This is a genomic window from Aerococcus kribbianus (assembly GCF_026805545.1).
Lineage (GTDB): Bacteria > Bacillota > Bacilli > Lactobacillales > Aerococcaceae > Aerococcus > Aerococcus kribbianus.
In genome coordinates, this window is sequence record NZ_JAPRFR010000002.1 from 114,672 (window position 1) to 141,360 (window position 26,689).

A 26,689-nucleotide genomic window follows, 5' to 3' on the forward strand; every position below is an offset into this window, starting at 1 on the left:
CCTTCAGATATGATCCGCCCCTACCACGATTGACCCATATCCTTTTTAATCGTTGACTAATTGCTTCAATTCATCTAAGCGCTCTTGGAATTGTTCCATGGCATCTTCAATATAATTAGCATTAGTCATATCAATTCCCGCTCGTTTCATTACTTCAATAGGATAATCACTAGACCCCGCTTTGAGATAGTTGAGGTAATCTTCTCTGGCTTGTGGGTCTCCTGATAGTAATCTTTTGGCAAGGCTATTCGCAGCCGCAAAACCAGTGGCATATTGATAGACATAGTAATTCATATAGAAATGCGGAATCCGCGACCATTCATAGGCGATAGTAGGGTCATCCCCTAAAGCTTCTCCATAGTATTTATGGGTCAATTCATAATAGTTTTCTGACAAGAAATCAGCGGATAGGGCTTGACCATTCGCATCAGACTCATGCATAAATTGTTCAAATTCAGCAAACTGAGTTTGTCTAAAAATTGTTCCCTTAAAACCATCTAAATATTGGGTCAATAAATAGATTTGTTCCTGATCATCAGCAAGCTCTTCTAATAAATAGGCAGTTAAGAGGTTTTCGTTAGTGGTGGAAGCAATTTCTGCCACGAAAATCGAATAATCGCCATAAACATAATCTTGGTTTTGCCGTGTGTAATAAGAATGCATAGAATGTCCTAATTCATGAACCAAGGTATATAGGTCATTCAAGGAATCTTGCCAGTTCAATAAGACATAGGGATTGGTATCATAAGCACCTGAAGAATAGGCACCTGATCGTTTACCAATATTTTCATAAACGTCAATCCATCCCTGGTCAAAAGCTTGTTCTAAATCCTCCAAATATTGTTGGCCTAGCGGTGCTAAGGCCTTAAAGACTATTTCCTTGGCCTCTTCATAAGTAAAGGTAATAGGATCATTCTTAGTTAAAGGTGTATATAAATCATAGAATTCAAGGGAATCCACGCCTAGTAATTCTTTACGTAAGGCCACATAATCATGCAAGAGAGATAGGTTATCATTTACTGTACTTACCAAAGTATCATAGACCGACTCAGGTATGTGATTTTGATCTAAGGCTGCTTGCCGGGCCGAATCATAATGGCGGGTACTAGCAATAAAATTGTGGTGTTTGATATTACCACTCATCAATTGCGCAAAAGTATTCTTTAATTCTTGGTAAGAGGCATAGTACTGTTTAAAGGTCCGCTCTCTAAGGTCACGATCACTAGATTCCAATAAGACACCATAAGTGCCATGGCTTAAGGAGATTTCATTATCATCTTCACCATCTACCTTGCCAAAAGTCATATCAGAATTATTTAACACTGCAAAGGTATTGCTCGCATTAGCAAAAACTTGGCTACCTCCTGCTAAAAGCGCCTCTTGGTCGGGGCTCAAAACATGATCTTTGCTATCAACAAGGGATTGGAAAAAATGACCATAGTCATCATGTTGAGTTAACTCTCCTAGAAGACTATCATCTAGGGCCAAAAGTTCTGGTTCAAACCAAGCCATTTTTTGACCAACTTGGGCGGCAATGGCTTGCATTTGACTCTGCAAACTCAAATAATGGTTGTTGGAGGTGTCTTGGTCGGATTTTAGATGACTATAAACATAGAGTTTCTCTAGTTTGCGACTAATGGCTAAAATGCCTTCAAGGGCCGCAATCACTTGAGCCTTACCTTGGTCTAAACTGCCACGATATTCTTCCACTTGGTCAAGTGATTCCATAAAATCTGCTAAGTCTGCCTCAAAGGCTTCGTCATCTGGATAAATTGTCGTTAAATCCCATTGATACTTAGGGTCATTGGCTTCTCGAGCCTGTGCTTCAATAATATTTCCCATGAGAAATTCCTCCTTTTTTTCTAATCCTATTCTAACATAGGCAGGTCTAAGAGGGTAATGACAGGTGTTTACGAAAATCAGCTATTAAATGACCTAACCACTGCTGAACTATAAATGTTGATAACTGACTAGTAACCACCAATACATCCTTAGCCTTTAAATAATCCAAATAAGTCTTGAGACCAAATCGATCTAAATGTGGGTCCACCAACTTGAGATAAACTAATACTTCCCAGTCATAGCAGCTAGAAAAAATGCACTTTTGTTGGTAAGACAAGCAATCATGGGCCATGGTTACTAAATTCTTACCATGAAGATAAAGTGCCTCTAATAAAGGCAAATGATTGTCTTGCCTTAGGTAGGCTTGTAAAAAGCGTCCGTTTGCTGACTGAGTGTACTTGCTTTTCTTGATTTGCGGGCTGGCTATCTGCTTATTTGCTCTTAAGGCTAATCCGTCGAGAGCTCGCCACAAGCATAAATACTCTTGGATACTTAACTGACATTGTCCCCTACTTTGACCATAATAATCTAAAAATACCAATAAAACTTTCTGACTTCCTTCATTCCAATAAGGCAAAAAGAGTCCGACTTTAGGGTGCCATTGCAAAAAAGTAATCAGTAAATTACTAAAGTGTTTCCCATTTTTATAGCGATAATGTCGGGACTTTCTACCTAAGAGCCAAATGACTCGAATGTCTTGATTAGCATAATCATTTTCCCTAGCCTGCACTGCCATCTCGGAGATTGGCGCATACTGGATTTCAATGGTATAGGCGGTATCTTGAAATTCTAAGTAAACATCGGCACGCCGCTTACCGTCTGCACAGATTTTTTCCATTTGTACTGGCATACACTCTGCCATTAGCTGCTTGGCTATAGCTAACTTACTCTGCATGTGTAAGCTAGATTCTCCTTGGTGCTTAGTCGCTTGATCTGCTCGTTTTTGATGAGCAAAATGTGCCCTAGTCCTAGGCCCCTGACGAAAAACAACTTCTTGCTGACAACGTGGACACAACAAACGCAAAGCAAGGCGTTGTTCAGGGGGTAATTTACTGTAAACATCGGCAGAGATTGTTGTGTTTTTATTTATAGAATTTATACCTTCTCGATCTAGGTATAGTGCATATTTCATTTCGACCGCCTCCTATTAATAAATACGAGAAAAAAGGCGAAAAAAACGGAACTATAAAAAAGCATGAACATTTCGTCCATGCTTCAAATAACGATTGAATCAACTTACTTAATTTTATTAAAACACTTCGCACTAAATTAGCGAATTCCCATGGCTTTTTCCATAGCTGCTAGAGTTTTATTGGCTTCTTCATTGGCTTTAATTTGACCTGCAGCTAAGATATCATCAAGTTCACTAGAAGTTAGTAAACGTTGATGTTCGGTTTGAATTGGTTCTAAAACCGATACAATAGTTTCGCCTAGATCTTGTTTGAATTGGCCATAACCAGAATCAGCATATTCTGTTTCTAAATCAGCAATACTCTTATTGGAGAAGGCAGAATAAATAGCTAAGAGATTTGATACACCCGGTTTGTTTTCTGGGTCATAAGAAATTACCCCAGAAGAATCTGTTACAGCTGATTTTACCTTCTTAATAATAGTTTTAGGGTCGTCTAACATAGCTATATAGCCTTTTTTATTGGTGTCAGACTTAGACATTTTGCTGCTAGGATCTTGCAAACTCATAATCCGACCACCAGATTTAGGTGTAAAATGTTCAGGTAAAGTTAAGATATCTTCTCCCTCTTGGGCAAAACGATGGTTGAAACGTTCCACAAAATTACGGGTCAGTTCCAAATGCTGTTTCTGGTCATCTCCCACCGGTACCAAATCTGTTTGATAAAGAATAATATCAGCAACCATTAACGGAGGATAAGTCAACAATCCAGCCATCACGGATTCCTGCTTTTTGGCCTTATCCTTGAACTGGGTCATCCGTTCCAATTCCCCTAATGGTGTTAAACATTGAACCAACCAAGCAGCTTGGGCATGAGCAGGTACCTGACTTTGTACAAAAATTGTTGCCTTATTAGGATCAATTCCCATGGCTAAATATAAGGCTGCTAATTGCCGAGTTCGCTCGCGCAAAAGCTCAGGGTCTTGGCTGACTGTTATAGCATGTTGGTTAACCACACAATAGTAAGCTTCGAAATCATTTTGTAAGTCAATAAACTGCTTCATCGCACCAACATAGTTACCAATGGTGGGCATACCACTCGGTTGTACACCAGAAAAGATTCGTTTCATGTGATTCGTCCTCCTCAATATGCTTCATTATAGCACAAGTTAAAGACCTATAGGCTGTTTAATAGCTAGGAATCTTATACTAACTTTATTTAAATCTTGTTTTCAGACGAATCAGTCTTATACTCAAAAAGTCGATTATGAACAATCCGTGAACAATATGTGATATGAGTAAATCAATATAGTTTTAATCTGGAAAATGTGTTATAATAGATTTATGAAGGTAACTAATAGTCACTCACAAAGGGAGAGATTAGATGGTAAAATTATACACGTCTCCAAGTTGTACTTCATGTCGTAAAGCACGTGCATGGTTAGAAGAAAATAACATCGAATACACAGAACGCAATATTTTCTCAGAAGCACTATCAATCGACGAAATCAAAGAAATTTTACGAATGACTGAAAATGGAACGGAAGAAATTATTTCAACTCGTTCTAAGGCTTTCCAAGATTTAAACGTTGATATTGAAGAAGTAGGATTAAATGAACTATTCTCATTAATCCAAGCCAACCCAGGTTTACTTCGTCGTCCAATTCTTTTAGACGATAAACGCCTCCAAGTTGGTTATAACGAAGACGAAATTCGTCGTTTCTTACCACGCGATATTCGTGCGGTAGAATTACAAGAAGCCCTCTTGGCGATGGGTTAATTTACTTGGCAATATTAGAGGTTGGGATTTGTCCCAGCCTTTTTTTGTATACTCATTTCCATCGCCTTACTCTGAGAAAAATATTATCCACTATCTTTTTGCATTATTAGTCACTTAATGCTATCATTAGCATTTAATAAGTAAGTGTGCGATTTTACTATTCTTGCCTGTTTCGTTATACTTATACTAAGGCAAAAGATTGAGGTGACCCCTATGGAAATGGAATATATCAACGAAAATTTAATTCGCGTTTTTATCGAAAATAGTGATATGGCTGAGCGCGGCATTTCATTTATTGACCTCATGAGTAACCAAGAAGAAGTCGAAAAATTCTTCATGAACATTCTTCATGAAGTCGATGTTAGCAAACAATTTGAAAATACAGAAGCCATTACCTTCCAAGTTTTACCTAAAAAAGGCGGTATTGATCTCTATATCTCTAAAGCTCAAGAAGACGGTATGCCCTTCCAAAAAGATATTTTAGAACAGATTGCTAACAACCATGATGATGACTTCTCCCTAAGTGATTTAGATCAGCTACTTGATGATGATGACGAAGACGAAGAAGATGAAATCAGTGAAGAAGCGGAAGCCGATGAGTTCGAAGATAGTCCACAAAAAGTCTTCAAAGGAATTGTCGCACTTTACTTCAATATGTTTGAAGACTTCTTAGCCTTCTCCCAAGACTTCACCCATGAGCATTTACCAATTGATCTTTATCTTTTTGACAATCATTACTATATTATTATTGATTTTACGGCAGTTCATTATTTAGCTGATGATGTCAAATCCTTATTAGCTAGCTTCTCTGAATTTGCCGACAAGTCTGACTACGCCCCAGCCTATATCAAGGAACACGGGAAACGTTTAATTGCTAATAATGCCCCTAGTCAAATCAAGAATAGCTTCAACCAATTCATGGATTAAAAATGTGAATAAAAACCAATTTAAGCCGTTAAAAAGCCTGTAAGTCTAAGCTTACAGGCTTTTTGCATTGTACTAGTTGACTGACGCTTTTATAGCATGATTTCTAATAGGTCATCACTCGTTATTTGACCAAAATACTTATTGATATCCACTTGCTTAAGTGCTTGTTTAAGTCCAGCTTCATCATAAGAAGCACCCGTTAATATTTCTTCCACATCAGAGATTTCCCCAAGGCCAAAGAAATCACCATAAATTTTAACGGCTTGAATGTGTCCTCTAGAAATATTAAAATGGCATTCAATTTGACCAGCTGGCGTCCGTCCATCTTTAACGATTTCATAATCGGGATTTTCACCGAAGTTCCAGTCATCATTACCAGTGTATTGCTCTTTAAAGGCAATAATTTGCTCCCAATCCTCATCAGTTAAGACATATTCCTTCACATCAGCAACATCATCAACCGCGAAAATATTTAACAATAAACGCGTACGGAAGTCTTTGATAGTCATGTCAGCATATTGGGCATCTAAATAAGGTTTGATATTAGTAACCCGACTACGCACCGATTTGATTCCCTTAGATTTCAATTTAGCTTGTTTAGGTTTAAGTACGTTCATCGTTTCATCAATATCAACGTCAAACATTAGTGTCCCATGAGCAGTCATCCGCCCATTAGAAGAATACATGGCATTTCCGGAAAACTTCTTACCATTAATCAGTAAGTCATTACGACCCTGCAATTCTGCACCTTCGACACCCATTTTATGGAGCGCATTAATGACAGGTTTTGTGAATTTCTTGAAGTCACGGAAGGAATCTCCCTCATCCTTAGTAATAAAACAAAAACTAATATTTCCATAATCATGATAGACTGCCCCTCCACCAGAAAAACGGCGGACAACTTTGACATCATGTTCCTTAACACAGTCTTCATTAATTTCCGCTCGGGTATTTTGATTTTTACCAATAATGATGGAAGGCTGATTAATATAGAAGAGTAAGATAGGCTCATCTAGTAACTTCTCATTCAACAAATAATATTCAATGGCTAAGTTTAAACTAGGGTCATAAATTTCTTCACCATGGCGTTCATTCTTTACATAATACATTTATCAATCGCTTCCTCTCTTGCAACGCTATTAGGTAGTGATCTAAACTCTACCCATTATACCACAAAATTAAAGGGCTTTAACGATCAAGCAATTTATCATAGGTCAGTCGTCGACCTCCATCACCAACCACCGTTTCACCAGTTAGTGAGAAACCTGCCTTTAAGATAAGGTGTTGCATGATTCGATTATCGGGATGGGTGTCAACTCTTAAGGTATTAACGCCTTGGTCACGGCTAATTTCTTCAATTGCCTTGAAAATCTGCTGGGCTATGCCCTGACCCTTGCTTTCCTTGGCTACCATAAAACGATGGATGGCAAGATAGGGAGCTGTGGACCGCCAATTCCCAGACGAGAGTGTCTGGTAGTACGGATCATGAGCTGCTAGCACCCAAAAAGCTTGCACCTGCCCTTTGGAATCTTCCCAGACATAGCCCTCTTGGTCAGCGATTGCTTGGTCTAAATCATTAATACTAACACTGGCATTTTGCCACTGATCAATCCCTTGGTCAGCCAAAAATTGAATGGCATCTTCTAATATTTGTGTGAGACGAGAGCGGTCCTCTGGTCGTCCTAATCGATAAGACATATATTATTCCTCCAAAAAACCTCCCTTGACCCATCGATAGGGCAAAGGGAGGCTATTATTATTCATTAAGCATTTTCTTGTACTTGAGCAAAGTCAGCCTTGATATCATCATTATCTGTCCAAGCTTTTTGGTCGGCGCCAGATGTGACTTCTTTAATTTTTTCTTCTGTTTCTGGCGTTTGATATTCAGCGACTATTTTTTGTACCCAATCTTGATCAGTGTCTTCAGCTTTAACCGCAATAGCACACTTGTATTGAGAACCAACCTGACTCAAGTCATCAGTATCCACGAAAATACCATCTTTATCTGGAACAAGTCCAGCATCAACAGCATAGTTGGTATTAGCAATAACTGCAGCAGCGTCGCCTAAGCTACGTGGCACTTGGGCAGCGTCAACTTCAGTAATTTTGATATTTTTATCATTACTTTCAATATCAGAGACGGTTGGACTGATGCCTGCATCATCTTTGATATCAATGACACCAGCTAATTCTAATAATAAGAGGGCACGGCCACCATTAGTGGCATCGTTAGGAATGACAACCTCATCCCCATCTTGGAGATCATCAAGGCTGTCATATTCATTAGAATAAGCAGCCATTGGTGACACATAGGTGTATCCTACTGGTGTTAAGTCTTCACCAGAACTTTCTAGATAGTCATTCAAGAAAGCCAAATGCTGGAAGGCATTGAGGTCCAAACTGTCATCAGCAAGGGCTGAATTAGGTTGGACATAGTCATCGAAGACAACGACGTCCAAAGAAATACCTTCTTTTTCTTCTAGACGTTTGGCGACATCTTCCCAAACTTCACGTTCGACATCTCCAACAACCCCAATAGAATAAGTTTGGTCTTCGCTAGACCCACTGTCTGCTTGGTCATTGGTATCATTATTGCTAGCGCCACACGCTGCAAGAATTGCTGTAGAAGCTAATAATACACTTGTTGCTTTTAACCATTTCTTCATAAAAAAATTCCCCCAATTCCTAAACTCTTAATGTTCAACTTTTTTAACCAAACGGTCGGCAATGGCTTGAGACACAAAAACCATTATCAAAATAATTAGCGTCGATACTAGAGTAACGTCCCCTTGGAAACGATTATACCCCCGAGTAATGGCTAAGTTCCCTAGTCCACCACCACCGATAGTACCAGCCATAGCGGTAATCCCAATAACGTTAATAATTGATAAAGCAGATACACGAATAATACCAGGTAAGGCTTCGCGTAAATAGACCCGAGAGACAATATCCCATGTGGATGACCCCATGGCTTGCGCTGCCTCAATAACACCAGGATTTACCTCAACCAAGGCATTTTGAATTTGCCGAGCAAAGAAAGGTACCGTTGCAACCACTAATGGAACGATAGCTGCAGTGGTCCCGATAGAAGTCCCTACAATAAAGCGAGTCACCCCGACTAGTAATGCCATCATAATTACAAAAGGAATAGACCGGAAAATATTGACGATCTTATCTAAGACATAATAAACGGGCCCATTTTCCTTGAGACCACCAGGTTGAGTTAAAACTAAAACAATACCGATAATAATTCCTAAGGTAAAACCAATCAAACATGTTAGAACCGTCATATATAAAGTTTCCAAGGTTGCCGTAACAAATTCTTCCGGTATTTCTTGGACATTTTCAAAAAAGCTAGTTAATATCATGCCTTACCTCCCTCTTGGAAATATTCTTCTAAATCATATTCATAAGCTGAAATGCCTTGCCCATTGATAAAATCAATTGCCTTCTGAACATCTCCTGCTTCCCCTTCCATAGAAATTAATAAGGTGCCTACAGGGGTATTTTGCAGAATTTCCACATTACCAAATAAGATATTGGCACGAACAGCAAAGCGTTCGGCTAACATAGAAATCAATGGGTCACCAGTTGAAGCACCTGCAAAGGAAATCCGTAAAACACGATCATTTGGCCCAATATTCAAGAGTTCAGGATGATTTAATACTTTTTGAATCCCCTTTTCAATTGGTGAGGCTGATTCAATAAAGTTCTTGGTCAACTCTGCCTGTGGATTAGAGAAGATATCAAAAATGGTTCCCTCTTCAATTACATGGCCATCCTCCATAACAGCTACCCGATTACAAATTTCTTTGATAACAGACATTTCGTGGGTAATTATAACCACTGTTAAACCTAGTGATTGGTTAACATCTTTCAACAATTCTAAGATTGATTGCGTCGTCTTGGGGTCAAGGGCTGAAGTCGCTTCATCGCAAAGCAAGATATCAGGATCATTGGCTAAAGCCCTTGCAATAGCTACCCGTTGTTTCTGTCCACCAGACAATTGTGAAGGGTAAGCATTGGCCTTATCTGCTAAACCAACTAATTCGAGTAAGCTATTAATCTTGTCCTCTTTTTCTTGGCGACTCAAGTCTGAGTGTTTTAATGGATAAGCCACATTACCCGCCACTGTCCGAGCATTCATCAAATTAAAGTGTTGGAAAATCATCCCAATTTTCTTACGTACTTGGCGTAGGCCCTGGATAGGCATTTCTGTTAAGTCCTTATCATTAACAATAACCGATCCTTGCGTTGGTTCTTGGAGCATATTGATGGTCCGAACCAAGGTTGACTTCCCTGCACCAGAATAACCGATTACGCCATAAATTTCGCCTGCTCCAATAGAGACAGAAACATCTTTAACTGCGTTGACGGGACCATTAGGTGTATCAAAGGTCACCGTAATATCTTTCAAATCTATCACTGCGTCACTTCCTTTTCTTATACTTTAATATTGTAGCAGTTGTCCTCTGATATGAAAAATAGTTAATTAATATGACGAGTTATAGCCTAAAACTATACCAATGCCACTTACATTAGCTTTTCAAATATAGAAGGAAATAAAAAAGCTGGAACGAGTGGTTCCAGCTTCATTATATATATGAACATTTATCTCTTAGTTGAGTTCTGAAAAACAGCCCCATCAGTATTTTCTGCAAATGAGTCAATATTCTGCCAATACTTCCCATTTGCAGACAAATCCTTTGGGGATAACCGTTTTTCATCTTATTCTTATAGTGCTGCTTTGGCCTGATCGCAAATAGCTGCAAAAGCATCAGCATCATTAACTGCTAAATCAGCCAACATTTTACGGTTAATATCAACGTTTGATTGTTTCAAGCCATTGATTAATTTGCTGTAGCTTAAGCCGTTTTGACGAGCAGCAGCGTTGATACGAGTAATCCATAGACGACGGAAGTCACGTTTCTTTTGACGACGGTCGCGGTATGAATAAGTGTAAGATTTCATAACAGCTTGTTTAGCTGTCTTGTATAACTTAGACTTAGATCCATAATAACCTTTTGCTAATTTTAAATATTTTTTACGACGATTGCGGCTAACAATACCACCTTTAACTCGTGCCATATTATTTCCTCCTTATACAAACGACAGATCCATTATCGGCGCTGTCTCGATGATTTTTACAAGATTTAATCTGCGATTAGATTACTAAATGTCCAATTATGGAAGCATTTGGTCAATGCGTCGTTGGTCTGAAGCAGATACCATTGTTAATGGTTTATGTTGACGACGTTGTTTCTTAGTCTTACCGTGGAAACGGTGAGAACGTTCAGAATGAGAACGTTTTAATTTACCAGATGCAGTACGTTTGAAACGCTTAGCAGAAGCGCGATGTGTTTTTTGTTTAGGCATTACAATTTCCTCCTATAATTCTAAGATTATTTGTCTTGCTTAGGTGCAAGTTGTAAGAACATGGAACGGCCTTCCATTTTAGCTTTTTGTTCCACTTGGGCAATATCTTCCATTTCACTAGCGAAACGCTCTAATACCTCACGTCCAATTTCTTTGTGAGTAATTGCCCGACCACGGAAACGAATTGATACACGAACTTTGTCGCCTTTACCGATAAATTTACGGCCTTGACGAAGTTTCGTTTCGAAGTCATTTTGTTCAATTGTTGGACTCAACCGTAACTCTTTTACTGTCACAGTTTTTTGGTTTTTACGTTGTTCACGTGCTTTACGTTGTTGTTCATAACGGTATTTACCATAGTCCATGATCCGTGCCACAGGTGGTTTGGCATTTGGTGAAATCAAAACGAGATCAAGCTCAGCTTCATCAGCCTTAGCTAGGGCTTCTTGTTTTGATAAAATTCCAATTTGATCCCCATCAGGATTAATTACCCGTAATTCACGAGCACGGATACCATCGTTTACACTCATATCTTTTGCGATACGACTTCACCTCCACATAAAATTTAGAGAAAATTATTGTAAATAAAAACAGCGAATGAATACATAATTCACCCGCTGCAAAAATCATAAGTCATAGCTTACGATAACTGTATTTAGCAACCAAAGGACGTACTTGTCAACTCAGGTGAGAAACGGGTGTTTCTACTTCTTCTCTCAACTATATTAGTTTACTCGATTAAGCTATATAAGTCAAGGCTTTTTTAACTTTCAATTAATTAAAGTTAGCAATTTGTTCTTGTAATTGTGCCAAGAAGTCATCTAAGGCAATAGTTTCCGTTTTCTTAGAACCATATTGACGAACAGTTACTGTTTTATCTGCGATCTCGTTGTCACCGAAAACTAATTGATAAGGAATCTTTTGCGTTTGGGCGGCTCGAATTTTGTAACCCATTTTTTCGTTACGGTCATCCACTGATACACGTAAACCAAGTTTTTCCATTCGTTGTTTGACTTCATAAACATAATCGGCATGGGCACTTTCATTTACTGGAATCAATGTTGCTTGTTCTGGAGCTAACCATACTGGGAAGGCACCCTTGTATTCTTCAATCAAGTAAGCCACAAAACGTTCCATAGTTGATACAATGCCTCGGTGGATAACAACCGGACGATGAGTATCTTGACCATCTTCACCCACATAAGTCAGGTCAAAGCGTTCTGGTAAGAGGAAGTCTAATTGAACCGTTGACATGGTTTCTTCTAAACCAAGAGCAGTCTTGAATTGGACGTCTAGTTTTGGTCCATAGAAGGCGGCTTCGCCTTCTGCTTCAAAGTAGTCTAAGCCTAACTCATCCATGGCAGCTTTTAACATTGATTGGGCTTTTTCCCACATTTCGTCATCATCAAAGTATTTTTCTTTGTCTTCAGGGTCACGATAAGAGAGACGGAAACGATAATCTGAAATCTTGAAGTCGTCATAAACTTCTTGGATCAGCTTAATCACACGAGTAAATTCTTCCTGAGTTTGATCAGGACGTACAAAGATATGGGCATCGTTCAAGGTCATTTCCCGTACACGTTGTAAACCTGATAAAGCACCAGATTTTTCATAACGGTGCATCATACCTAATTCAGCAATTCGAATTGGCAATTCTCGGTAAGAATGAATATCATCCTTATAAATCATCATATGATGTGGACAGTTCATAGGACGGAGAACCAATTTTTCGCCATCACCCATATCCATTGGTGGGAACATATCATCATGGTAGTGATCCAAGTGACCAGAAGTACGATACAATTCTTGGTTGGCCATAATAGGTGTATAAACGTGTTGGTAACCCAAAGAAACTTCCTTGTCGACGATATACCGTTCGATTGTCCGACGAATAGTTGCGCCTTTTGGTAACCAGAAAGGTAAGCCTGAGCCTACTTCTGGCGAAATCATAAATAAGTTGAGTTCCTTACCTAGTTTTCGATGGTCACGTTCCTTGGCCTCTTCACGCATCTTCAAGAATTCTTTAAGGTCAGATTTCTTGAAGAAGGCTGTCCCATAAACCCGTTGCATCATTTGATTATTGGCATCACCACGCCAATAAGCGCCAGCTAAGGATAAGAGTTTGAATTCTTTGATTTTACCTGTAGATGGCACATGAACGCCTCGACAAAGATCGGTGAATTCACCTTGACTATAAACAGTGATTGTTTCATCTTCTGGAAGATCAGTAATAAGTTCTACTTTGTAAGGATCAGTTGAAAATAGCTCCAAGGCTTCTTCTCGACTGACTTCCCGACGAACAATAGGTAAGTCTTCCTTAACGATTTTTTTCATTTCTGCTTCAATGGCTGGTAATTCTTCTTCAGTAATTTGTGGGGTTTTATCAGTATCATAGTAAAAACCTGTTTCAATAGCTGGACCTACCCCAAAATGAATATCTGGATACAAACGTTTTAGCGCTTGAGCCATCAAATGAGCCGTAGAATGGCGTAAGATTTCTAGGGCGTTTTCATGTTTAGGATCAACGATTTCAATTTCACCATCACCTGGTAATTCAGATGGTAAATCGATTAACTCCCCATTATATTTAGCAGCTAAGGCATTCTTAGCCAAACCTGGACTAATAAATTCCGCTACATCGTAAGCAGTGGCGCCAGCGGAAAATTCATGGACTGCGCCGTCTGGAAAAGTAACTTTCATTGTATTTCCTCCTTAATAACAAAAAAACCTGTTAGCACAAGGCTAACAGGGACGATAAACAATTCTATCGTGGTTCCACCCACATTCTATACCTAAAAAGGTATACTCGATAAATCACGCTATCGGTGTGATGACCGGCTTGCTTAGTCACAAGCATCTAAAGAGTGGTATCCAACAAGGTTAAGCGGATGTTTCCACCTATTCATCCGTCGCTAAACAAAACCATGCTTTCAGTCTCTTATCATTGATTAATTTTTAAGCAAAATCATTATAGCATGGACAAATAAAAAAATCTAGTCTGTTTTACATACAAAAAAAGGCTAGGATATAAATCCTAGCCGTGCCTAAACACTAAAGAATTATTGAACACGTGAGCCGTCGCTGTATTCACCATTACGGTTAGCTTGACGACGTTCTTCTGCTTTTTTACGTTGTTCTTCAGTTTTATTCTTTTCGTATTCAGCGCGAGAAACCACATCGTTAACATTCATGTTGATTTCAACAACTTTTAAACCAGTCATTTTTTCAACATTTTTAGAAATTTCTTCTACTGCACGTTCGAAGGCAGTTGGAATATTTTTGCCATATTCAGCAACAATTTCTAAGTCTAAAGCAACTTCTTTTTTACCAACTTCAGCATTAACGCCTTTAGTTTCATCGCCATTTGAGCTAAAGAAGTCCTTAATTCCTGAAGTAAAGTTACCTTGTAATTCTAAAATGCCATCAACAGAATCAACAGTATAGAAAGCAATTTTTTCTAATACCTTGTCTTCAAATGATAATTCGTTAGTATGTTTCACTTTTTCTTGTTCAGCCATGTGATTTCCTCCTTAAGAAATAAACAATATTTATAATTTTATTATAGCAAGTTTGCAAGCGTTTTGGCAAGCATTATGTCTTAACGCATAAAGAAATTGAACCAAGATTCGAGATCAATTTCTCCATCGAAATAAGCACCAACAATATAACCAATAGCAGTTAATAAGGCCACCAAAACAGCTTGTCCAAATCCTAGCCACATCCATAGTAGCGCGAAGAGAAAAGCAATAATTAGTCCGATGACTGAATACCGATGTTCATACCATGATTTTGGGGGTTGTTTCATTATCTTTGCCTCCTAAATTACTGTCCTAGTTTACTCGACGACCTTGATCACGTGATGATGCCTCAACATTTTGGCTAGAGTCATAAGGATTAGCCTTCACATTAACCGTTTTAATGGGTTGACCGAAGAACGCTTCAAGAGCACTCTGTACACGGTTTTGAATATCGTTGGAAATGCCAACTACATCCTTATCTTGATCAATATCAAAGCTAACATCAGCCTTAGAGCTAGCAACATCTGACCCTAATTTTACTTTGACATTTTTATTACGAGCAGCAGTGACATTACGGATAGCATTGTATGCACACATTTCTACTGATTCACTCTCTACAACAATTTTCCCCTTGTCGTTAGCGAGTGATAATTTCTTAGATTTACCACGTGCGAACAGTGCATATAGAACAGCACCAATCAAATAAATGGTAATTAATCCTAAAGCCACAGCCACAACAATTCGTAAATTCTCATCGACTAAGATATAGTCAAATACAAAGTTTGTGACATAAGGGATAGGAAAGAATATGGCAATACTGAAGACAAGCCCAACGATTACAAATAAAGCAATAATCGCTTGAACCCACTTTCTAAAACTAGTCATAAGTTAACCTCCTCATTAAATAAATAAATAGACATTTAATACCTTAAGATTAAAGCTATTAGCCTAAAAAAGCAAATAATAACGGTTATATTAACCTATAAAAATTACTTTCAGGCAATCATTAAAACAATTCTCTAAGAGAAGCGTCGGTTACGGCCAGACATCATCACTTCTTGACTTAGATATTTAATGCGTTGCATCAATCGTGACGCTTTTACCTTCTCATAGTCCCCCTTACTCGTATGGGCCAGACGGTCTTCCAACTCAGCCATAGAGAAATTGGAAGAGAAAAATGTTGGTAATTCTTCTTGCATACGATGTTGAAGAATCACCCCTAATAATTCATCGCGGGTCCAAGCTGTGTTATTTTCCGCCCCAATATCATCAAGAACCAAAATTTCCGCCGTCATCAATTGATCAATGCGGGCTTTAACCGAGTTATCAGCAATGGCGTCCTTCATAGTCAAAACGAATTGCGGATAATGAACCATAGTGGTTGTTAAGCCATGTTTGGCAAAGTAATTAGCCAAAGCCGCCAAGAGATAAGTTTTCCCAACACCAAAGGGGCCATGGAGATAAAGTCCAGGACGATATGTGGTCTCTTCGGACAAGTAATGGTCAGCAAAGGCCAAGACTTCTTCCAAAGCCTTTTCTCGGCTAGGTTCTGAAGTATCGAAATCAGAAAATCTAGCTTCCTTCAAGGACTTAGGTAAGGCCACTAGAGTAACGCGTTGTTTTTCCTGGTAGGCCACTTGCTTAGCAATAAAATCCTGATTAGGTAAGTATTTTACATCAATATAGTTGACATTCATGATGAGTTGAGGATGGTAATTTTCAAATTTTGGATCTTGTCCTTGACTAGAACGCTTGTTTTCTTGCACAAATTCATAGAGTTTGGACAAACTCCGTTCAACAATTGGATCATCCCCAGCCAAATTATGCTCACTTAAAAAGGTCTTCACTGCCTGATCATTAAGCACCTCACGCTTAATACTGGTTAAGCGTTCCTTCAAAGGGGACCGATTCAATTCCGCTTGCATGGCCTTCCCGATATTTTCCATCTTAAGTGTCATCTCCTTCTGTGAAGCGAGCAATCATGGCTTTCATTCGCTCCTGGGCATCCTTGTTCTCATTTGTTGCTTCTTTAGTGTTTTGACTCGTTTTTTTATTTTCAGCGTCTATTTTCGCAGTTGAATTCTTTTCTGTTTTGTCTTGGCCTTCTTTAAACCAAGCTGGCTCTACTTCTTGATAGTTAGTCTTGCGATAATAGCGGTTATTCTGCTTAGCTTGTTGGCGTTTAAGTTCAGCTTCTTTTTGTTTGTTGCGTCGCCCCTTCAAATAAAGCATGGCGGCTTCCGGTGTATCTATCTTTTCTTGCGCCCAATCATCAGCTGTCCGCTCCATCCAAGCTTTGTTGAGAGACTTGTTATCTAGCTGAACTAGGAAATAATGAATCAACATATTCACGACGCCGGCATTTAATACCCCTGATTGCAGCAATTCTTGGATGGTTTTAGCTTCACCTTGGCTGACGTAACCATGCCGTTGCTGTTTAATACTCTTGATATAGGTCATAGATGGATAATCATGCATTTGCTGGGTCAAGGCAAGTTCTTTTTCACCCAATCCTTGGCTTTTCCAAAAGTCTTTTTCGCTCGTATTTTCTTGACTAGCCTGCTCTTTTGCTTGCTGTTTAGAAAAGGATAGGCCGTGATTTTCCGCTTCTTTAAGGGCTTGTGCCTGGTAACGTTCCAAACTAATGGTATTAGACCGAACATTGAAGGCATCCAAGGCAAAACGTTGCAAATCGACCTCATCATAACCATACATCACATGTAAAGTCTTGGTCATAGCTAGAACGTCTTGATTAATGGCTTGGTCACTGACGAAGCTCCCCTGTAGCAACTGTTTGAAATAATCATAGTCAAATGAACTATTCTCTAATTGCCGAGCATTTTGTCGTTGGTTAGTCTTTACTAGACGTTTTTCCTGTTGACTGTCCATGGGAACATATTGGCGCGGAATGCGATAGGCATCTTGAAAACTCGCAGTGATTTCTTGCCAATCACGGTCATCACTAGGCAAATGGACAGAGAAACGTTCCAATAATTCATTGAAACGTGGCGCTCCTAAACGATCCAATAAGAGAGTGGACATAATCGCATCAGAAAAGAGCTTATCTGCAGCTAAGGGGGCGCGCAAGACATAACGCATGGCTTCATCTTCTTCCCCTTTTACTACAAAAGTTCGCACTAATCCAATTGCTTCTAAACGGCGTCGGGCTTTGACATACTGTTCCTTACCCATGACCAACTGTTCCATTAAGTCTCGATGGCGTAATTCTTTGGAGACATATCCTTCCAAATGCACCTGGGCCAACAAAGTCATATATAAGGCATAAGAATCTGAACCAATAATTGGTTGGTAACAATAAGCCAAGACCTGACGATCGCGGTCAGAAATCCACTCCGCCTGCATAACGGTCAAAACTGCTTGCGGATTTAAATTTTCCCATACTTGTGACACAGACATCTGACTCCTAACTACTCATTCATTTGTCTCTTCTTTAAACGTTCAATTTCCTTGAGAAAAACAGCTGGGTCCTCGAAACGGCGATAGACGCTAGCATAACGAATATAAGCCACCTCATCGATTTCTGGCAAACGATCCATGACCAGCTCCCCAATATCAGTTGAGGAAACTTCATTTTGACCACTCTCTCGCAATTCTAACTCAATATCAGAAACAAGACGTTCCAACTGTTCTAAGGCAACTGGCCGTTTCTCACATGACCGTACTAGACCCCGTAATAATTTTTCACGAGAGAATTCTTGGCGGTTGCCATCCCGTTTTATTACTAATAATGGTCGGTATTCAATTCGCTCAAATGTAGTAAAACGATGACCACAATCCAAACACTCCCGCCGACGTCTAATAGAATGATTATCCTCCGCAGACCGGCTATCAATTACTTTTAAATTCATTTTATGACATTTTGGGCATTGCATATTCCTCACCTCATAAGACGCGCATCCTTAATCACTTTTATTATAGCATAGCCCCTGGTTCAAGGAAATTCCGGCTTGGCTCTAGTTCATATAATAAGTAAGCTTAAACAAGAAAAACTTCAACTTTAGCCGTAATAGGAAACTTCTGTATATAAAAGGATTCCCTATTCTAGCTAAGTTGAAGTCATCTCTATAACCGAGTAATCCATTGATCAACTTGTTGGTAAGTCTCTTGGCGACTACCAGAATTATCAATCACATCATCGGCCAGCTTTTTCTTGTCTTCTAGAGGCATTTGTGCAGCAAGTCGGGCTTGAGCTTGTACCTTTGTTAAATTATCTCGTGCCATCAAGCGTTCAATTTGCAAATCTTCAGGGAGCCAAATTAATAAAGTTTGCTGGCAGATTGCTCTGAATTGAGAACTTTCAAATAATAAGGGGACATCCAATATAATATAAGCGACTTGAGCTGCTTGTAACCGTGCAATTTCTGCCTTAATCTCGCCTAAAATCAAAGGGTGAAGCATATCATTTAAGTCTTGGCGAGCCTGGTCATCGTTGAAAATTCTTTCCCCTAAAGCCTGGCGATCTAATTGACCATCAGGAGTCAAAACACTGGGACCAAAATGAGCCAACAAGCGAGTTAAGCCTTCACTACTCGGAACCACTACCTGGCGAGCAATAAGATCAGCATCAATAATATCAAAACCTTTTTCACGCAAGTATTGACTGACGGTAGACTTTCCCGTGGCAATTCCACCAGATAAACCAATAATCTTAGTCATTCACTTCCCTCCTCTGACAATAAGGACAGAAATGGGTGCCACGTTGGGCCAGCTTAATCTTTTCGATAGGCGTATGACAACGCGGACAAGCTTGGCCGGCTTTGCCATAGACTTTTAGGTCTTCTTGATAATGGCCATTCTCACCCAAGGCATTAGTATAAGTACGAACCGTGGTGCCTCCCTTAGCTACTGCTTGACTAATAATCTGTTGGATGGCTTGAACTAAGCGACTTAACTCTACATGACTTAGTGACTGCGCCAAACGCTCAGGATGAATTTTAGCAGCAAACAAGACTTCATCAACATAAATATTACCTAAGCCTGCCACAATACTCTGGTCGAGAAGACAGGCCTTAACCACTCGTTGTGTCTTAGCAAAGGCTGAGGCTAAATCAGACAGCTGTAAATCACCCGGTTCTGGTCCTAGGTTCAGATCAGCAATGGCTTGATCAGCCTGGTCCTTAGGATAGAGCTTAATCCGACCAAATTTACGAACATCACGATAGCGTAAGTCACGGCCATCGCTTAAGTGTAGAATTACATGGCTATACTTATCTACAGGCTCCTCACTATTTGGCAGCAGATACTTCCCTTCCATCCGTAAATGACTAATCCACAAGTCCTCTGTCCAGTAAAAGAGTAAGTACTTCCCACGTCGATCAACATATTCCAAGACTTGACCTGGCATGCGTTGAATAAAGTCATCGACACCAGCAGGAGCTTGGATGATAGCGGGCCACAATACCTGGACATCACGCACCTGGATGCCTTGCGCCAAACGGTTAAGGCCTCGTTTTACAGTTTCAACTTCAGGTAATTCTGGCATAGTTTCCTCTTTCTATTATTCAACCATCAATTTTTAAGCGTCGTACCAATTATCTCCATAAGAAGACTCCACAGTTAATGGAATACTAAGATCAACAGCCGAAGCCATTATTTCAGGCACTAAGTCTTCTAAGACAGGTACTTCCTCTTCTGGACATTCAAAGATCAACTCATCGTGAACTTGCAAGAGCATACGTGCTTGTAAGTTTTTCTCCTTTAAGGCCTTGTCCATAGCTAACATAGCAAACTTAATTATATCAGCTGCTGTCCCTTGGATAGGCGTGTTCATAGCATTACGCTCTGCAAAAGACCGTACATTAAAGTTCTTGGCCTTAATATCAGGAAGGTAACGACGGCGGTTAAACATAGTCTGGGCATAGCCCTTGTCGCGTGCTTCTTGAACCACGCGGTCCATATAGTCTTCAATCTTAGGGAAGGACTCGAAATAAGCATCAATAAAGGATTGAGCTTCCTTGCGACTAATATTTAGGTTTTGACTGAGGCCATAATCAGAAATGCCATAAACAATCCCAAAATTGACTGCCTTAGCATTACGACGCATATTCTTGCTGACTGCATTGCTATCAACCCCATAAACCTTCATGGCAGTTGACTGGTGGATATCCTGACCGGCTTGGAAAACATCACGCATGTGATCGTCTCCAGATAAATGCGCTAGCACACGCAACTCAATTTGTGAGTAGTCGGATGAGAAAATTTTCCAACCACTATGCGAAGGAATAAAGGCTTTACGAATCTTACGGCCCTCATCACTGCGAATGGGAATATTTTGTAGATTAGGATCTGCTGATGATAGACGTCCAGTCGTCGTTAAGGTTTGTTGGAAACGAGTGTGAATCTTATGATCTTCCTGGATAAAGTCTTGTAAGCCAGCAACATAAGTACTTTGTAACTTGGCTAATTGCCGATAATCTAGAATATAGTCAATAATTGGTGACTTACCTTGTAATTTTTCTAAGACAGATTGGGCAGTCGAATAACCCGTTTTTGTTTTCTTAATGACGGGTAATTCCAACTCTTCAAAGAGAACCTTGCCCAATTGTTTAGGAGAATTAATATTGAAGTCATGACCAGCAATTTGATAAATATCATTCTCTAGTTCGCCAAGTTTAACATCAAATTCCGCTTGCATCGTCTCTAGTTGTTTGCGATCAACACGAACCCCTTGAATTTCCATTTGCGCCAACACTTTGGCTAAAGGAAGCTCTAAGTCTTGATAGAGATCCAGCATCTCATTACTAGCAAGTTGGTCTTGAGTCAGGCTTTGTAGTTGCCAAATGGCCGCAATCTTACGTGCTAAATGACTGGCCATCGTCTCCTGGTCTTCGGGTAAGGCGCGCTTAGCCCCTTTGCCATAAATGCTCTCATCGAAGGCTAATTGGTCAATGCCAAATTCATGGGCCAATTCCGCCAAGTCCTTGGATAAGTCTTTGGCAGTTAATAGATAACCCGCAATTAAAACATCATCTTGGATACCTGCAAAATCCAGCCCTAGTTTACTGAGCATGACTTGACTACGTTTAGCGTCATAAACCACTTTTTTCTTGTCTACATCAGCTAACCAAATCTGGAAATCGGCTTGCTTCAAGATAAAGTTCGCATCAGCAACATAAATTTGGTCTTTTGATCCCCAAGCGACCATTTCAATTTGCCCCTCATGGTAATTCTTAGCTAAGTTTTCCATATATAGGGCCATGGTATCTGCTGAGAAGAGTTCAGCACTGACTTGGTCTGCCTGACTAAGATAGTGATAGTCCACGTCTTCCCAATCTTCACTCAGTAAGTCTTGATTGTCTGTTTTATCCAACAATTGACTCATAAATTGATTGAAGTCCATGTCTTTATAAAAAGTCATTAACGCTTGGACGTCGATGTCTTGACGCACAATATCGTCTAAGCTGACTTCAACAGGGGCTTCAGTCGCAATGCGGGCTAATTTTTTAGATAAGAAGGCTTGTTCCTTGTCGTTAATTAGGTTTTCCTTACGTTTAGAGGCTTTCATCTCATCAATATGGTCATAGACCCCTTCCATGGACTCATAGTCATGAAGGAGTTTCAAGGCCGTTTTCTCCCCAATTTTAGTGACTCCAGGATAATTATCTGAACTATCGCCCATTAATCCCTTCATATCAACAATTTGTTGGGGGGTAATGCCATATTTTTCGTCGATTGTTTCTGGCGTATAAGGTTCTAATTGACTAACTCCCTTGCGTGTAATATCCACTCGAATATTGGGACGCGCCAATTGAATCAAGTCGCGGTCACCAGAAACAATAACTACCTCGAAGCCTTGATCAGCCGCTTGCATGGCTAGGGTCCCAATAATGTCATCTGCTTCATAATTGACTAGACCATAATGGCTGACACCAAACGCATCTAACATAACATTGAAGAAAGGCATCTGTTCCCGAAATTCGGCTGGCGTTTTTTGCCGTCCACCCTTATAATCGCCATACATTTCTGTACGGAAAGTGGTTTTGCCTGCATCCCAAGCCACGAGAGCATGGCTAGGGGCTTCCTTGTCCAGAACTGTTTTAAACATTGAATGAAAGGCAAACAAAGCATTGGTATGAAGCCCATTCTTATTAACAAAAGTATCAAAATTGGGAATTGCAAAAAAGGCTCGAAACGCTAAGGACGAGCCATCAAATAAAAGCAGTTTTTTGTTTTTAGTAGTCAAATGTGTCGCCTCCTGTTATACGTTGAAATACACCAGCATCAATCTTGTCAGTTAACTGGTCCAAATTTTCTTCTGGTGGCAAGACTGTTAGAATGGCATCTAAAACTCGCTCATGACGTGGATCATCAGCATAATAACCAATGGCATGAATGGTCACAAACTGTTTCAATTCTTCAACGCGAATAATTTCAAAATCAAAGGTTAAAGTTGAGTTGTGTGGAATCGGGTCGGAGATATTTAGATTCATTTCAATTAAACGTGAACCTGGCCCAGGAAAATGCATCGATACCGTCCGAGTCAAAATTCCCATCAAAGCAATAGGCGGCACTACCGTTTTCATCTCAGCGTCTTGTGTTTGTTTTAAGTAAGCAGGATTAGAATCATCCGTAACGCCCATATACAAGAGCACATCACGCTCCTTAATAGTTTCTGTCAGTGAGAAGGTAGCACCTACTTGGATAGCAGAAATGGGTTTTCCTAGTTGATTATCTTGATTTGTCATGGCAGTAACTCCTTGTTTTTAGGCATAGTAATTCTCCCTAATTCTACCAAAGCCTAGACCATAATACAAAAATCTCACCAGTTTTATCCGTTTAAAACATTTTAACTTTAAAGCGATTGAAAGCGATACCGTTAAGGGATTTTTTATGATATCATTAGGGAAGAGAATACAGAAAGGAGTGTCCGCAATGAATAAAATTAATTACTACTTTGTTCGTCATGGTGAGACTAGTGCTAATATTGACGGCATCGTTCAAGGATGGACTGACTCCTCTTTAGACGACATTGGTATTAATAATAGCCAAAAATTAGGAAATGATTTGGCAAGTGTGCCCTTTCACTTGGCCTACACTTCTGATTTAAAACGGGCCCAAGAAACTGGCCAAATTATCCTCTCCTACCAGGAAGAAGATATTCCTTTAATACCGACACCAGCCTTTAGGGAGTTTAATTATGGTGGATTTGAAAACCAACCCACAGAAGCGGTTTGGAAACAGAGCTTGCCAGCCAAAGTTGAACAATTAAAAGCCGATAAAGTGCCTTCTGCTTCTTTTGTTCCCTTGATTATTGACGAATTAATGCATGATGATCCTGTAGGCGAATCTGAAGACTTCATGTCATTTTGGGAAAGAATTGAAGAAGCCATGCTCTTCATCCATGACGAAGCCTTAGAACAACGGATTGAACAAATGACCCCGGAAATTAATGTCCTAATTGTGGGGCATGAACTCCCTATTCGTTTCTTCCTTCATGAAGTATTGGCAGATTTCGATCTCACTCAATCTTTAGAACCTGCTCACTATGCCCATGTCTCCTACTACAAAGGGGCTTATCATTTAGAAACGTGGAATGAAATTTAGCCACTTGCCAAGAAATGAAAAAGGAGAGGCTGGACAAAAGTCCCAGCCTCTCCTTTTTCATTATAATGTCAAGACCGCCGTAGGTATTGACACAAAGTCATTCCACCCAATACTTGAACAGATTCTAATTGTAAGGGAATAGCCTGATCTTGGGGATAAAATAATTTCCGCCCTGATCCTTGCAAATAAGGAACCGTCCCAATCACATAACGGTCAACAGCATCAGCAGAAATAAAGAGTTGGGCCGTCATCCCTCCACCCAAAATATAGCTAGACTTCCCTTGCTTACGTTTAGCAAGGATTAATTTCAGTAGACGTTGTGGGGCCAGAAAATGTAAGTTGGCTTGATTATTTATTTTCTTACTTGTCACAACATAAATTGCCTTATCTGGGTAAGCCAAGTGAAAGCCCTGCTGATAAGAAGTCATCCCCATCACTATAATGTCTACTTCTCCCACAAAATCTTCGAAATCAAAGCTTTGCTTTTGACTAGACATTTCTTCTAAATGAGGTCCCGGATAGCCTTCAATAAAATCAAACTCCAAATTTTGATCGGCGATGTAACCATCTAGACTCTGCATCATACTCAATACAATTTCAGCCATGCTGATTCCCCCTTCACTCTTAATAGACATAAGAAGAGGCTGAGACAAAGGTCCCAGCCTCACCAGACTCTAATGACATTTAACACTAGTCTACTTACTTATTGCTTGTCAGATTTATTATCTTCATCGGAAAATTGTTTCATTTGAACTTTCTTAAAATCTTCCAACTTCATTATATCTTTGACATTAACATTAACTTCAACCACAGTTAAGCCAGTTGACTTGTTCACATCATGACTTACAGTTTTCACAATTTCTGATTGAATCTTAGGAATTTCCTTACCATATTCCACAATAATGTCTAGGTCAATGGCAACTTCAACTTCACCAACTTCAGCATCGACACCTTCTGCCTCATCCGTTTTAGAAACGGCATCTTGAACTTTATCGAAAGCATCGCCTTGAGTGGCTAAGACACCATCTACAGAGAGAACTGCCTTATTGGCAATGTCTTCAACCACATTAGCGTCGAAGGTTAGGGTATTTACATCATTTTGTGTCATTATTACATGCTCCTTTCCTAAGCTTATAGCCATATTATAACGAAGATGAGTCTATTTGTCTTATGAAAAGGTTCTCTAATCGAGGAGGGCTTGTCTTAGTTCCCCTACATAATAAAAACTTCCAAAGAAACAAACCATGGCATCTTGGTCTTCTTTATTGGCCAAGTTTTTGGCTAAATCAGGGGTCTGCCAGAAATCTGGACAAGCATGTAATTTGTCTTCCGCAATTAACTGACTAGCCTTAATCTGCGTCATCAAGTCATCCGTAGCCAGGGCCCGGTGCGTGTCTGGTTGGGTAACAATCAATTCATCGAAAACCGGCACAATATTTTCAAGCACGTGAGCAATATCCTTATCTGCGACCATACCAATAACCCCTATCCGATAGGCGTTGGGATAGTACCGTAACAGATTATTCCGCAAACTCTTAATCCCATCGACGTTATGAGACCCATCAATAATAAGGTCAAGCCCTTGACGTCGAATAAGTTCAAATCGAGCAGGCCATTTAGCTGTCGATAAGCCCTCCTGCAAGGCTGACTGACTAATCTCCCATCCGTTATTTCTAAGGGCAGTCACAATCTCGATCACTAGGCAAGCGTTAAAAATTTGATGATCTTCCAATAGGGATAATTGGTAATCATAGCCGCGATAGCTAAAAGATTGATGCGAAGAATTATCTAATTGATAATCCACTTGATCTAAATCGACAACCGTTAAAGGTACCTTGCGGGCACTAGCCACTGTCTCCAATACTTGGCCAGCTTCAGGAGCTTGTGGATAGGAAATTACTGGCGTTCCGGCTTTGATAATACCGGCTTTGTCTTGAGCAATAGCCGCCAAAGTATCCCCTAAAATATGGACATGGTCTAAGGCGATTTTGGTAATAACTGATAATAAAGGTTGGCTAATAATATTGGTGGCATCCAAACGACCGCCTAAACCAACTTCCATGACCACTATATCTACCTGAGCACGGTCAAAAGCCAACCAAGCTAAGGCAGTAAACATTTCAAACTGAGTGGCAAAGAAATCTGCTGGTAATTTCTCATTGACTACTTCTAAAATCTCTTCTAAATCCGCATCTGATATGGGTTGGCGGTTAATTTGAATCCGTTCATTGAAATCAACTAAAGAGGGGGAAGTAAAGAGACCCACCTTATAGCCTGCTTTTTCCAAAACGGTTGCTGTCATCATTGCTGTTGACCCTTTGCCGTTGGTGCCTGCAATGTGAATAAGTTTAAGCTTCTCCTGAGGGTCGCCTAAGTGATGCATTAAGGTACGCATGTTGTCTAAACCCAACTTGGCTGTGCCCAAGGGGGCCATATTAACACGTTCTTCTAAGACTTCATATTCCACTACTTCGCCGCCTCTCATTACCCAAATAGTATTTGTCTCACCCATTATACGAGGTCTTTATGGCTTTAACAAGCCTTTTTTAGGTC

The 26,689-nt window shown here is 39.8% G+C and carries 28 protein-coding genes; 3 read left to right on the forward strand and 25 right to left on the reverse strand.

Translation table 11 applies throughout. The features are described from left to right. Positions 1–45: 45 nt before the first annotated feature. The 3 genes from pepF to trpS all read right to left on the reverse strand — a co-directional run bounded on the left by pepF (position 46) and on the right by trpS (position 4,101). Positions 46–1,842, reverse strand: a complete 1,797-nt coding sequence (pepF, locus tag OW157_RS05530; protein ID WP_268752359.1) for an oligoendopeptidase F — start codon at positions 1,840–1,842, stop codon at positions 46–48. 46 nt (positions 1,843–1,888) lie between these two features. Then, the gene (locus tag OW157_RS05535) at positions 1,889–2,974 is read right to left on the reverse strand and encodes a competence protein CoiA (protein WP_268752360.1); all 1,086 of its coding nucleotides are present in this window, start codon (positions 2,972–2,974) and stop codon (positions 1,889–1,891) included. A gap of 137 nt (positions 2,975–3,111) precedes the next feature. After that, entirely contained in the window at positions 3,112–4,101 is a 990-nt protein-coding gene (gene trpS / locus OW157_RS05540; protein WP_268752361.1) for a tryptophan--tRNA ligase, read from the reverse strand. 254 nt (positions 4,102–4,355) lie between these two features. Between trpS and spxA the strand changes: the two genes are divergently transcribed. Continuing rightward, positions 4,356–4,751: a transcriptional regulator SpxA gene (gene spxA / locus OW157_RS05545; RefSeq protein ID WP_268752362.1), complete on the forward strand. Its 396-nt coding sequence runs from the start codon at positions 4,356–4,358 to the stop codon at positions 4,749–4,751. A 213-nt stretch (positions 4,752–4,964) separates the two neighbouring features. Further along, positions 4,965–5,678 (forward strand): adaptor protein MecA, encoded by a 714-nt coding sequence (locus tag OW157_RS05550; RefSeq protein WP_268752363.1) that lies wholly within the window; start codon positions 4,965–4,967, stop codon positions 5,676–5,678. 89 nt (positions 5,679–5,767) lie between these two features. Here OW157_RS05550 and OW157_RS05555 read toward each other — a convergent pair whose 3' ends face one another. The 19 genes from OW157_RS05555 to OW157_RS05645 all read right to left on the reverse strand — a co-directional run bounded on the left by OW157_RS05555 (position 5,768) and on the right by OW157_RS05645 (position 23,277). Continuing rightward, the gene (locus OW157_RS05555; RefSeq protein ID WP_268752364.1) at positions 5,768–6,787 is read right to left on the reverse strand and encodes a lipoate--protein ligase; all 1,020 of its coding nucleotides are present in this window, start codon (positions 6,785–6,787) and stop codon (positions 5,768–5,770) included. A 79-nt stretch (positions 6,788–6,866) separates the two neighbouring features. Further along, positions 6,867–7,376, reverse strand: a complete 510-nt coding sequence (locus tag OW157_RS05560; protein WP_268752365.1) for a GNAT family N-acetyltransferase — start codon at positions 7,374–7,376, stop codon at positions 6,867–6,869. Positions 7,377–7,441: 65 nt separating this feature from the next. Continuing rightward, positions 7,442–8,344 (reverse strand): MetQ/NlpA family ABC transporter substrate-binding protein, encoded by a 903-nt coding sequence (locus OW157_RS05565; protein ID WP_268752366.1) that lies wholly within the window; start codon positions 8,342–8,344, stop codon positions 7,442–7,444. 27 nt (positions 8,345–8,371) lie between these two features. Then, positions 8,372–9,046: a methionine ABC transporter permease gene (locus OW157_RS05570; protein WP_268752367.1), complete on the reverse strand. Its 675-nt coding sequence runs from the start codon at positions 9,044–9,046 to the stop codon at positions 8,372–8,374. Then, positions 9,043–10,104, reverse strand: coding sequence for a methionine ABC transporter ATP-binding protein (locus tag OW157_RS05575; protein WP_268752779.1), 1,062 nt, complete (start codon positions 10,102–10,104; stop codon positions 9,043–9,045). Before OW157_RS05575 ends, OW157_RS05570 begins: the two co-directional genes overlap by 4 nt. 308 nt (positions 10,105–10,412) lie before the next feature. Next, on the reverse strand, positions 10,413–10,766 hold the full coding sequence (gene rplT / locus OW157_RS05580; protein WP_268752369.1) for a 50S ribosomal protein L20: 354 nt from the start codon (positions 10,764–10,766) through the stop codon (positions 10,413–10,415). Between the two features lie 96 nt (positions 10,767–10,862). Beyond that, positions 10,863–11,054, reverse strand: a complete 192-nt coding sequence (gene rpmI / locus OW157_RS05585) for a 50S ribosomal protein L35 (RefSeq protein ID WP_268752370.1) — start codon at positions 11,052–11,054, stop codon at positions 10,863–10,865. Between the two features lie 26 nt (positions 11,055–11,080). Then, positions 11,081–11,584: a translation initiation factor IF-3 gene (gene infC, locus OW157_RS05590; RefSeq protein ID WP_268752371.1), complete on the reverse strand. Its 504-nt coding sequence runs from the start codon at positions 11,582–11,584 to the stop codon at positions 11,081–11,083. A 244-nt stretch (positions 11,585–11,828) separates the two neighbouring features. Then, complete coding sequence (gene thrS / locus OW157_RS05595; protein WP_268752780.1) at positions 11,829–13,754, reverse strand: threonine--tRNA ligase; 1,926 nt, start codon at positions 13,752–13,754, stop codon at positions 11,829–11,831. A 359-nt stretch (positions 13,755–14,113) separates the two neighbouring features. After that, positions 14,114–14,572 carry an Asp23/Gls24 family envelope stress response protein gene (locus OW157_RS05600; RefSeq protein ID WP_268752373.1) on the reverse strand — a complete coding sequence of 153 codons (459 nt, stop codon included), beginning with the start codon at positions 14,570–14,572 and terminating at the stop codon, positions 14,114–14,116. 80 nt (positions 14,573–14,652) lie between these two features. Beyond that, positions 14,653–14,859, reverse strand: coding sequence for a DUF2273 domain-containing protein (locus OW157_RS05605; RefSeq protein WP_268752374.1), 207 nt, complete (start codon positions 14,857–14,859; stop codon positions 14,653–14,655). A 25-nt stretch (positions 14,860–14,884) separates the two neighbouring features. Further along, positions 14,885–15,457 (reverse strand): alkaline shock response membrane anchor protein AmaP, encoded by a 573-nt coding sequence (amaP, locus tag OW157_RS05610; RefSeq protein ID WP_268752375.1) that lies wholly within the window; start codon positions 15,455–15,457, stop codon positions 14,885–14,887. A gap of 134 nt (positions 15,458–15,591) precedes the next feature. Then, positions 15,592–16,518 (reverse strand): primosomal protein DnaI, encoded by a 927-nt coding sequence (gene dnaI / locus OW157_RS05615; RefSeq protein ID WP_268752376.1) that lies wholly within the window; start codon positions 16,516–16,518, stop codon positions 15,592–15,594. A 1-nt stretch (position 16,519) separates the two neighbouring features. After that, positions 16,520–17,983 (reverse strand): replication initiation and membrane attachment family protein, encoded by a 1,464-nt coding sequence (locus tag OW157_RS05620; protein WP_268752377.1) that lies wholly within the window; start codon positions 17,981–17,983, stop codon positions 16,520–16,522. A 17-nt stretch (positions 17,984–18,000) separates the two neighbouring features. Continuing rightward, positions 18,001–18,465: a transcriptional regulator NrdR gene (gene nrdR / locus OW157_RS05625; protein ID WP_268752378.1), complete on the reverse strand. Its 465-nt coding sequence runs from the start codon at positions 18,463–18,465 to the stop codon at positions 18,001–18,003. 190 nt (positions 18,466–18,655) lie between these two features. Continuing rightward, positions 18,656–19,249 (reverse strand): dephospho-CoA kinase, encoded by a 594-nt coding sequence (coaE, locus tag OW157_RS05630; protein WP_268752379.1) that lies wholly within the window; start codon positions 19,247–19,249, stop codon positions 18,656–18,658. Continuing rightward, complete coding sequence (gene mutM, locus OW157_RS05635) at positions 19,242–20,075, reverse strand: DNA-formamidopyrimidine glycosylase (protein WP_268752380.1); 834 nt, start codon at positions 20,073–20,075, stop codon at positions 19,242–19,244. The genes coaE and mutM overlap by 8 nt, the downstream gene beginning before the upstream one ends. A gap of 33 nt (positions 20,076–20,108) precedes the next feature. Continuing rightward, positions 20,109–22,775 (reverse strand): DNA polymerase I, encoded by a 2,667-nt coding sequence (gene polA, locus OW157_RS05640; RefSeq protein ID WP_268752381.1) that lies wholly within the window; start codon positions 22,773–22,775, stop codon positions 20,109–20,111. Next, positions 22,765–23,277 (reverse strand): hotdog family protein, encoded by a 513-nt coding sequence (locus tag OW157_RS05645; RefSeq protein WP_268752382.1) that lies wholly within the window; start codon positions 23,275–23,277, stop codon positions 22,765–22,767. Before OW157_RS05645 ends, polA begins: the two co-directional genes overlap by 11 nt. A gap of 187 nt (positions 23,278–23,464) precedes the next feature. Here OW157_RS05645 and OW157_RS05650 point away from each other — a divergent pair, with 187 nt between their 5' ends. Then, entirely contained in the window at positions 23,465–24,136 is a 672-nt protein-coding gene (locus OW157_RS05650; protein ID WP_268752383.1) for a histidine phosphatase family protein, read from the forward strand. Positions 24,137–24,204: 68 nt separating this feature from the next. Here the strand turns inward: OW157_RS05650 and OW157_RS05655 are convergent, their stop codons facing one another. The 3 genes from OW157_RS05655 to OW157_RS05665 form a co-directional block, all read right to left on the reverse strand. Continuing rightward, the gene (locus tag OW157_RS05655) at positions 24,205–24,741 is read right to left on the reverse strand and encodes a dihydrofolate reductase family protein (protein ID WP_268752384.1); all 537 of its coding nucleotides are present in this window, start codon (positions 24,739–24,741) and stop codon (positions 24,205–24,207) included. Between the two features lie 98 nt (positions 24,742–24,839). Then, a complete protein-coding gene (locus OW157_RS05660; RefSeq protein ID WP_268752385.1) occupies positions 24,840–25,244 on the reverse strand; it encodes an Asp23/Gls24 family envelope stress response protein in 405 nt (134 codons plus the stop codon). A 75-nt stretch (positions 25,245–25,319) separates the two neighbouring features. Further along, entirely contained in the window at positions 25,320–26,648 is a 1,329-nt protein-coding gene (locus OW157_RS05665; RefSeq protein ID WP_268752386.1) for a bifunctional folylpolyglutamate synthase/dihydrofolate synthase, read from the reverse strand. Positions 26,649–26,689 lie beyond the last annotated feature (41 nt).

Coding starts and splice junctions, on each gene's coding strand:
- pepF (WP_268752359.1), bottom strand. CDS start 1,842: ATGGGAAATATTATTGAAGCACAGGCTCGAGAAGCCAATGACCCTAAG.
- OW157_RS05535 (WP_268752360.1), bottom strand. CDS start 2,974: ATGAAATATGCACTATACCTAGATCGAGAAGGTATAAATTCTATAAAT.
- trpS (WP_268752361.1), bottom strand. CDS start 4,101: ATGAAACGAATCTTTTCTGGTGTACAACCGAGTGGTATGCCCACCATT.
- spxA (WP_268752362.1), top strand. CDS start 4,356: ATGGTAAAATTATACACGTCTCCAAGTTGTACTTCATGTCGTAAAGCA.
- OW157_RS05550 (WP_268752363.1), top strand. CDS start 4,965: ATGGAAATGGAATATATCAACGAAAATTTAATTCGCGTTTTTATCGAA.
- OW157_RS05555 (WP_268752364.1), bottom strand. CDS start 6,787: ATGTATTATGTAAAGAATGAACGCCATGGTGAAGAAATTTATGACCCT.
- OW157_RS05560 (WP_268752365.1), bottom strand. CDS start 7,376: ATGTCTTATCGATTAGGACGACCAGAGGACCGCTCTCGTCTCACACAA.
- OW157_RS05565 (WP_268752366.1), bottom strand. CDS start 8,344: ATGAAGAAATGGTTAAAAGCAACAAGTGTATTATTAGCTTCTACAGCA.
- OW157_RS05570 (WP_268752367.1), bottom strand. CDS start 9,046: ATGATATTAACTAGCTTTTTTGAAAATGTCCAAGAAATACCGGAAGAA.
- rplT (WP_268752369.1), bottom strand. CDS start 10,766: ATGGCACGAGTTAAAGGTGGTATTGTTAGCCGCAATCGTCGTAAAAAA.
- rpmI (WP_268752370.1), bottom strand. CDS start 11,054: ATGCCTAAACAAAAAACACATCGCGCTTCTGCTAAGCGTTTCAAACGT.
- infC (WP_268752371.1), bottom strand. CDS start 11,584: ATGAGTGTAAACGATGGTATCCGTGCTCGTGAATTACGGGTAATTAAT.
- thrS (WP_268752780.1), bottom strand. CDS start 13,754: ATGAAAGTTACTTTTCCAGACGGCGCAGTCCATGAATTTTCCGCTGGC.
- OW157_RS05600 (WP_268752373.1), bottom strand. CDS start 14,572: ATGGCTGAACAAGAAAAAGTGAAACATACTAACGAATTATCATTTGAA.
- OW157_RS05605 (WP_268752374.1), bottom strand. CDS start 14,859: ATGAAACAACCCCCAAAATCATGGTATGAACATCGGTATTCAGTCATC.
- amaP (WP_268752375.1), bottom strand. CDS start 15,457: ATGACTAGTTTTAGAAAGTGGGTTCAAGCGATTATTGCTTTATTTGTA.
- dnaI (WP_268752376.1), bottom strand. CDS start 16,518: ATGGAAAATATCGGGAAGGCCATGCAAGCGGAATTGAATCGGTCCCCT.
- nrdR (WP_268752378.1), bottom strand. CDS start 18,465: ATGCAATGCCCAAAATGTCATAAAATGAATTTAAAAGTAATTGATAGC.
- coaE (WP_268752379.1), bottom strand. CDS start 19,249: ATGACTAAGATTATTGGTTTATCTGGTGGAATTGCCACGGGAAAGTCT.
- mutM (WP_268752380.1), bottom strand. CDS start 20,075: ATGCCAGAATTACCTGAAGTTGAAACTGTAAAACGAGGCCTTAACCGT.
- OW157_RS05645 (WP_268752382.1), bottom strand. CDS start 23,277: ATGACAAATCAAGATAATCAACTAGGAAAACCCATTTCTGCTATCCAA.
- OW157_RS05650 (WP_268752383.1), top strand. CDS start 23,465: ATGAATAAAATTAATTACTACTTTGTTCGTCATGGTGAGACTAGTGCT.
- OW157_RS05655 (WP_268752384.1), bottom strand. CDS start 24,741: ATGGCTGAAATTGTATTGAGTATGATGCAGAGTCTAGATGGTTACATC.
- OW157_RS05660 (WP_268752385.1), bottom strand. CDS start 25,244: ATGACACAAAATGATGTAAATACCCTAACCTTCGACGCTAATGTGGTT.
- OW157_RS05665 (WP_268752386.1), bottom strand. CDS start 26,648: ATGGGTGAGACAAATACTATTTGGGTAATGAGAGGCGGCGAAGTAGTG.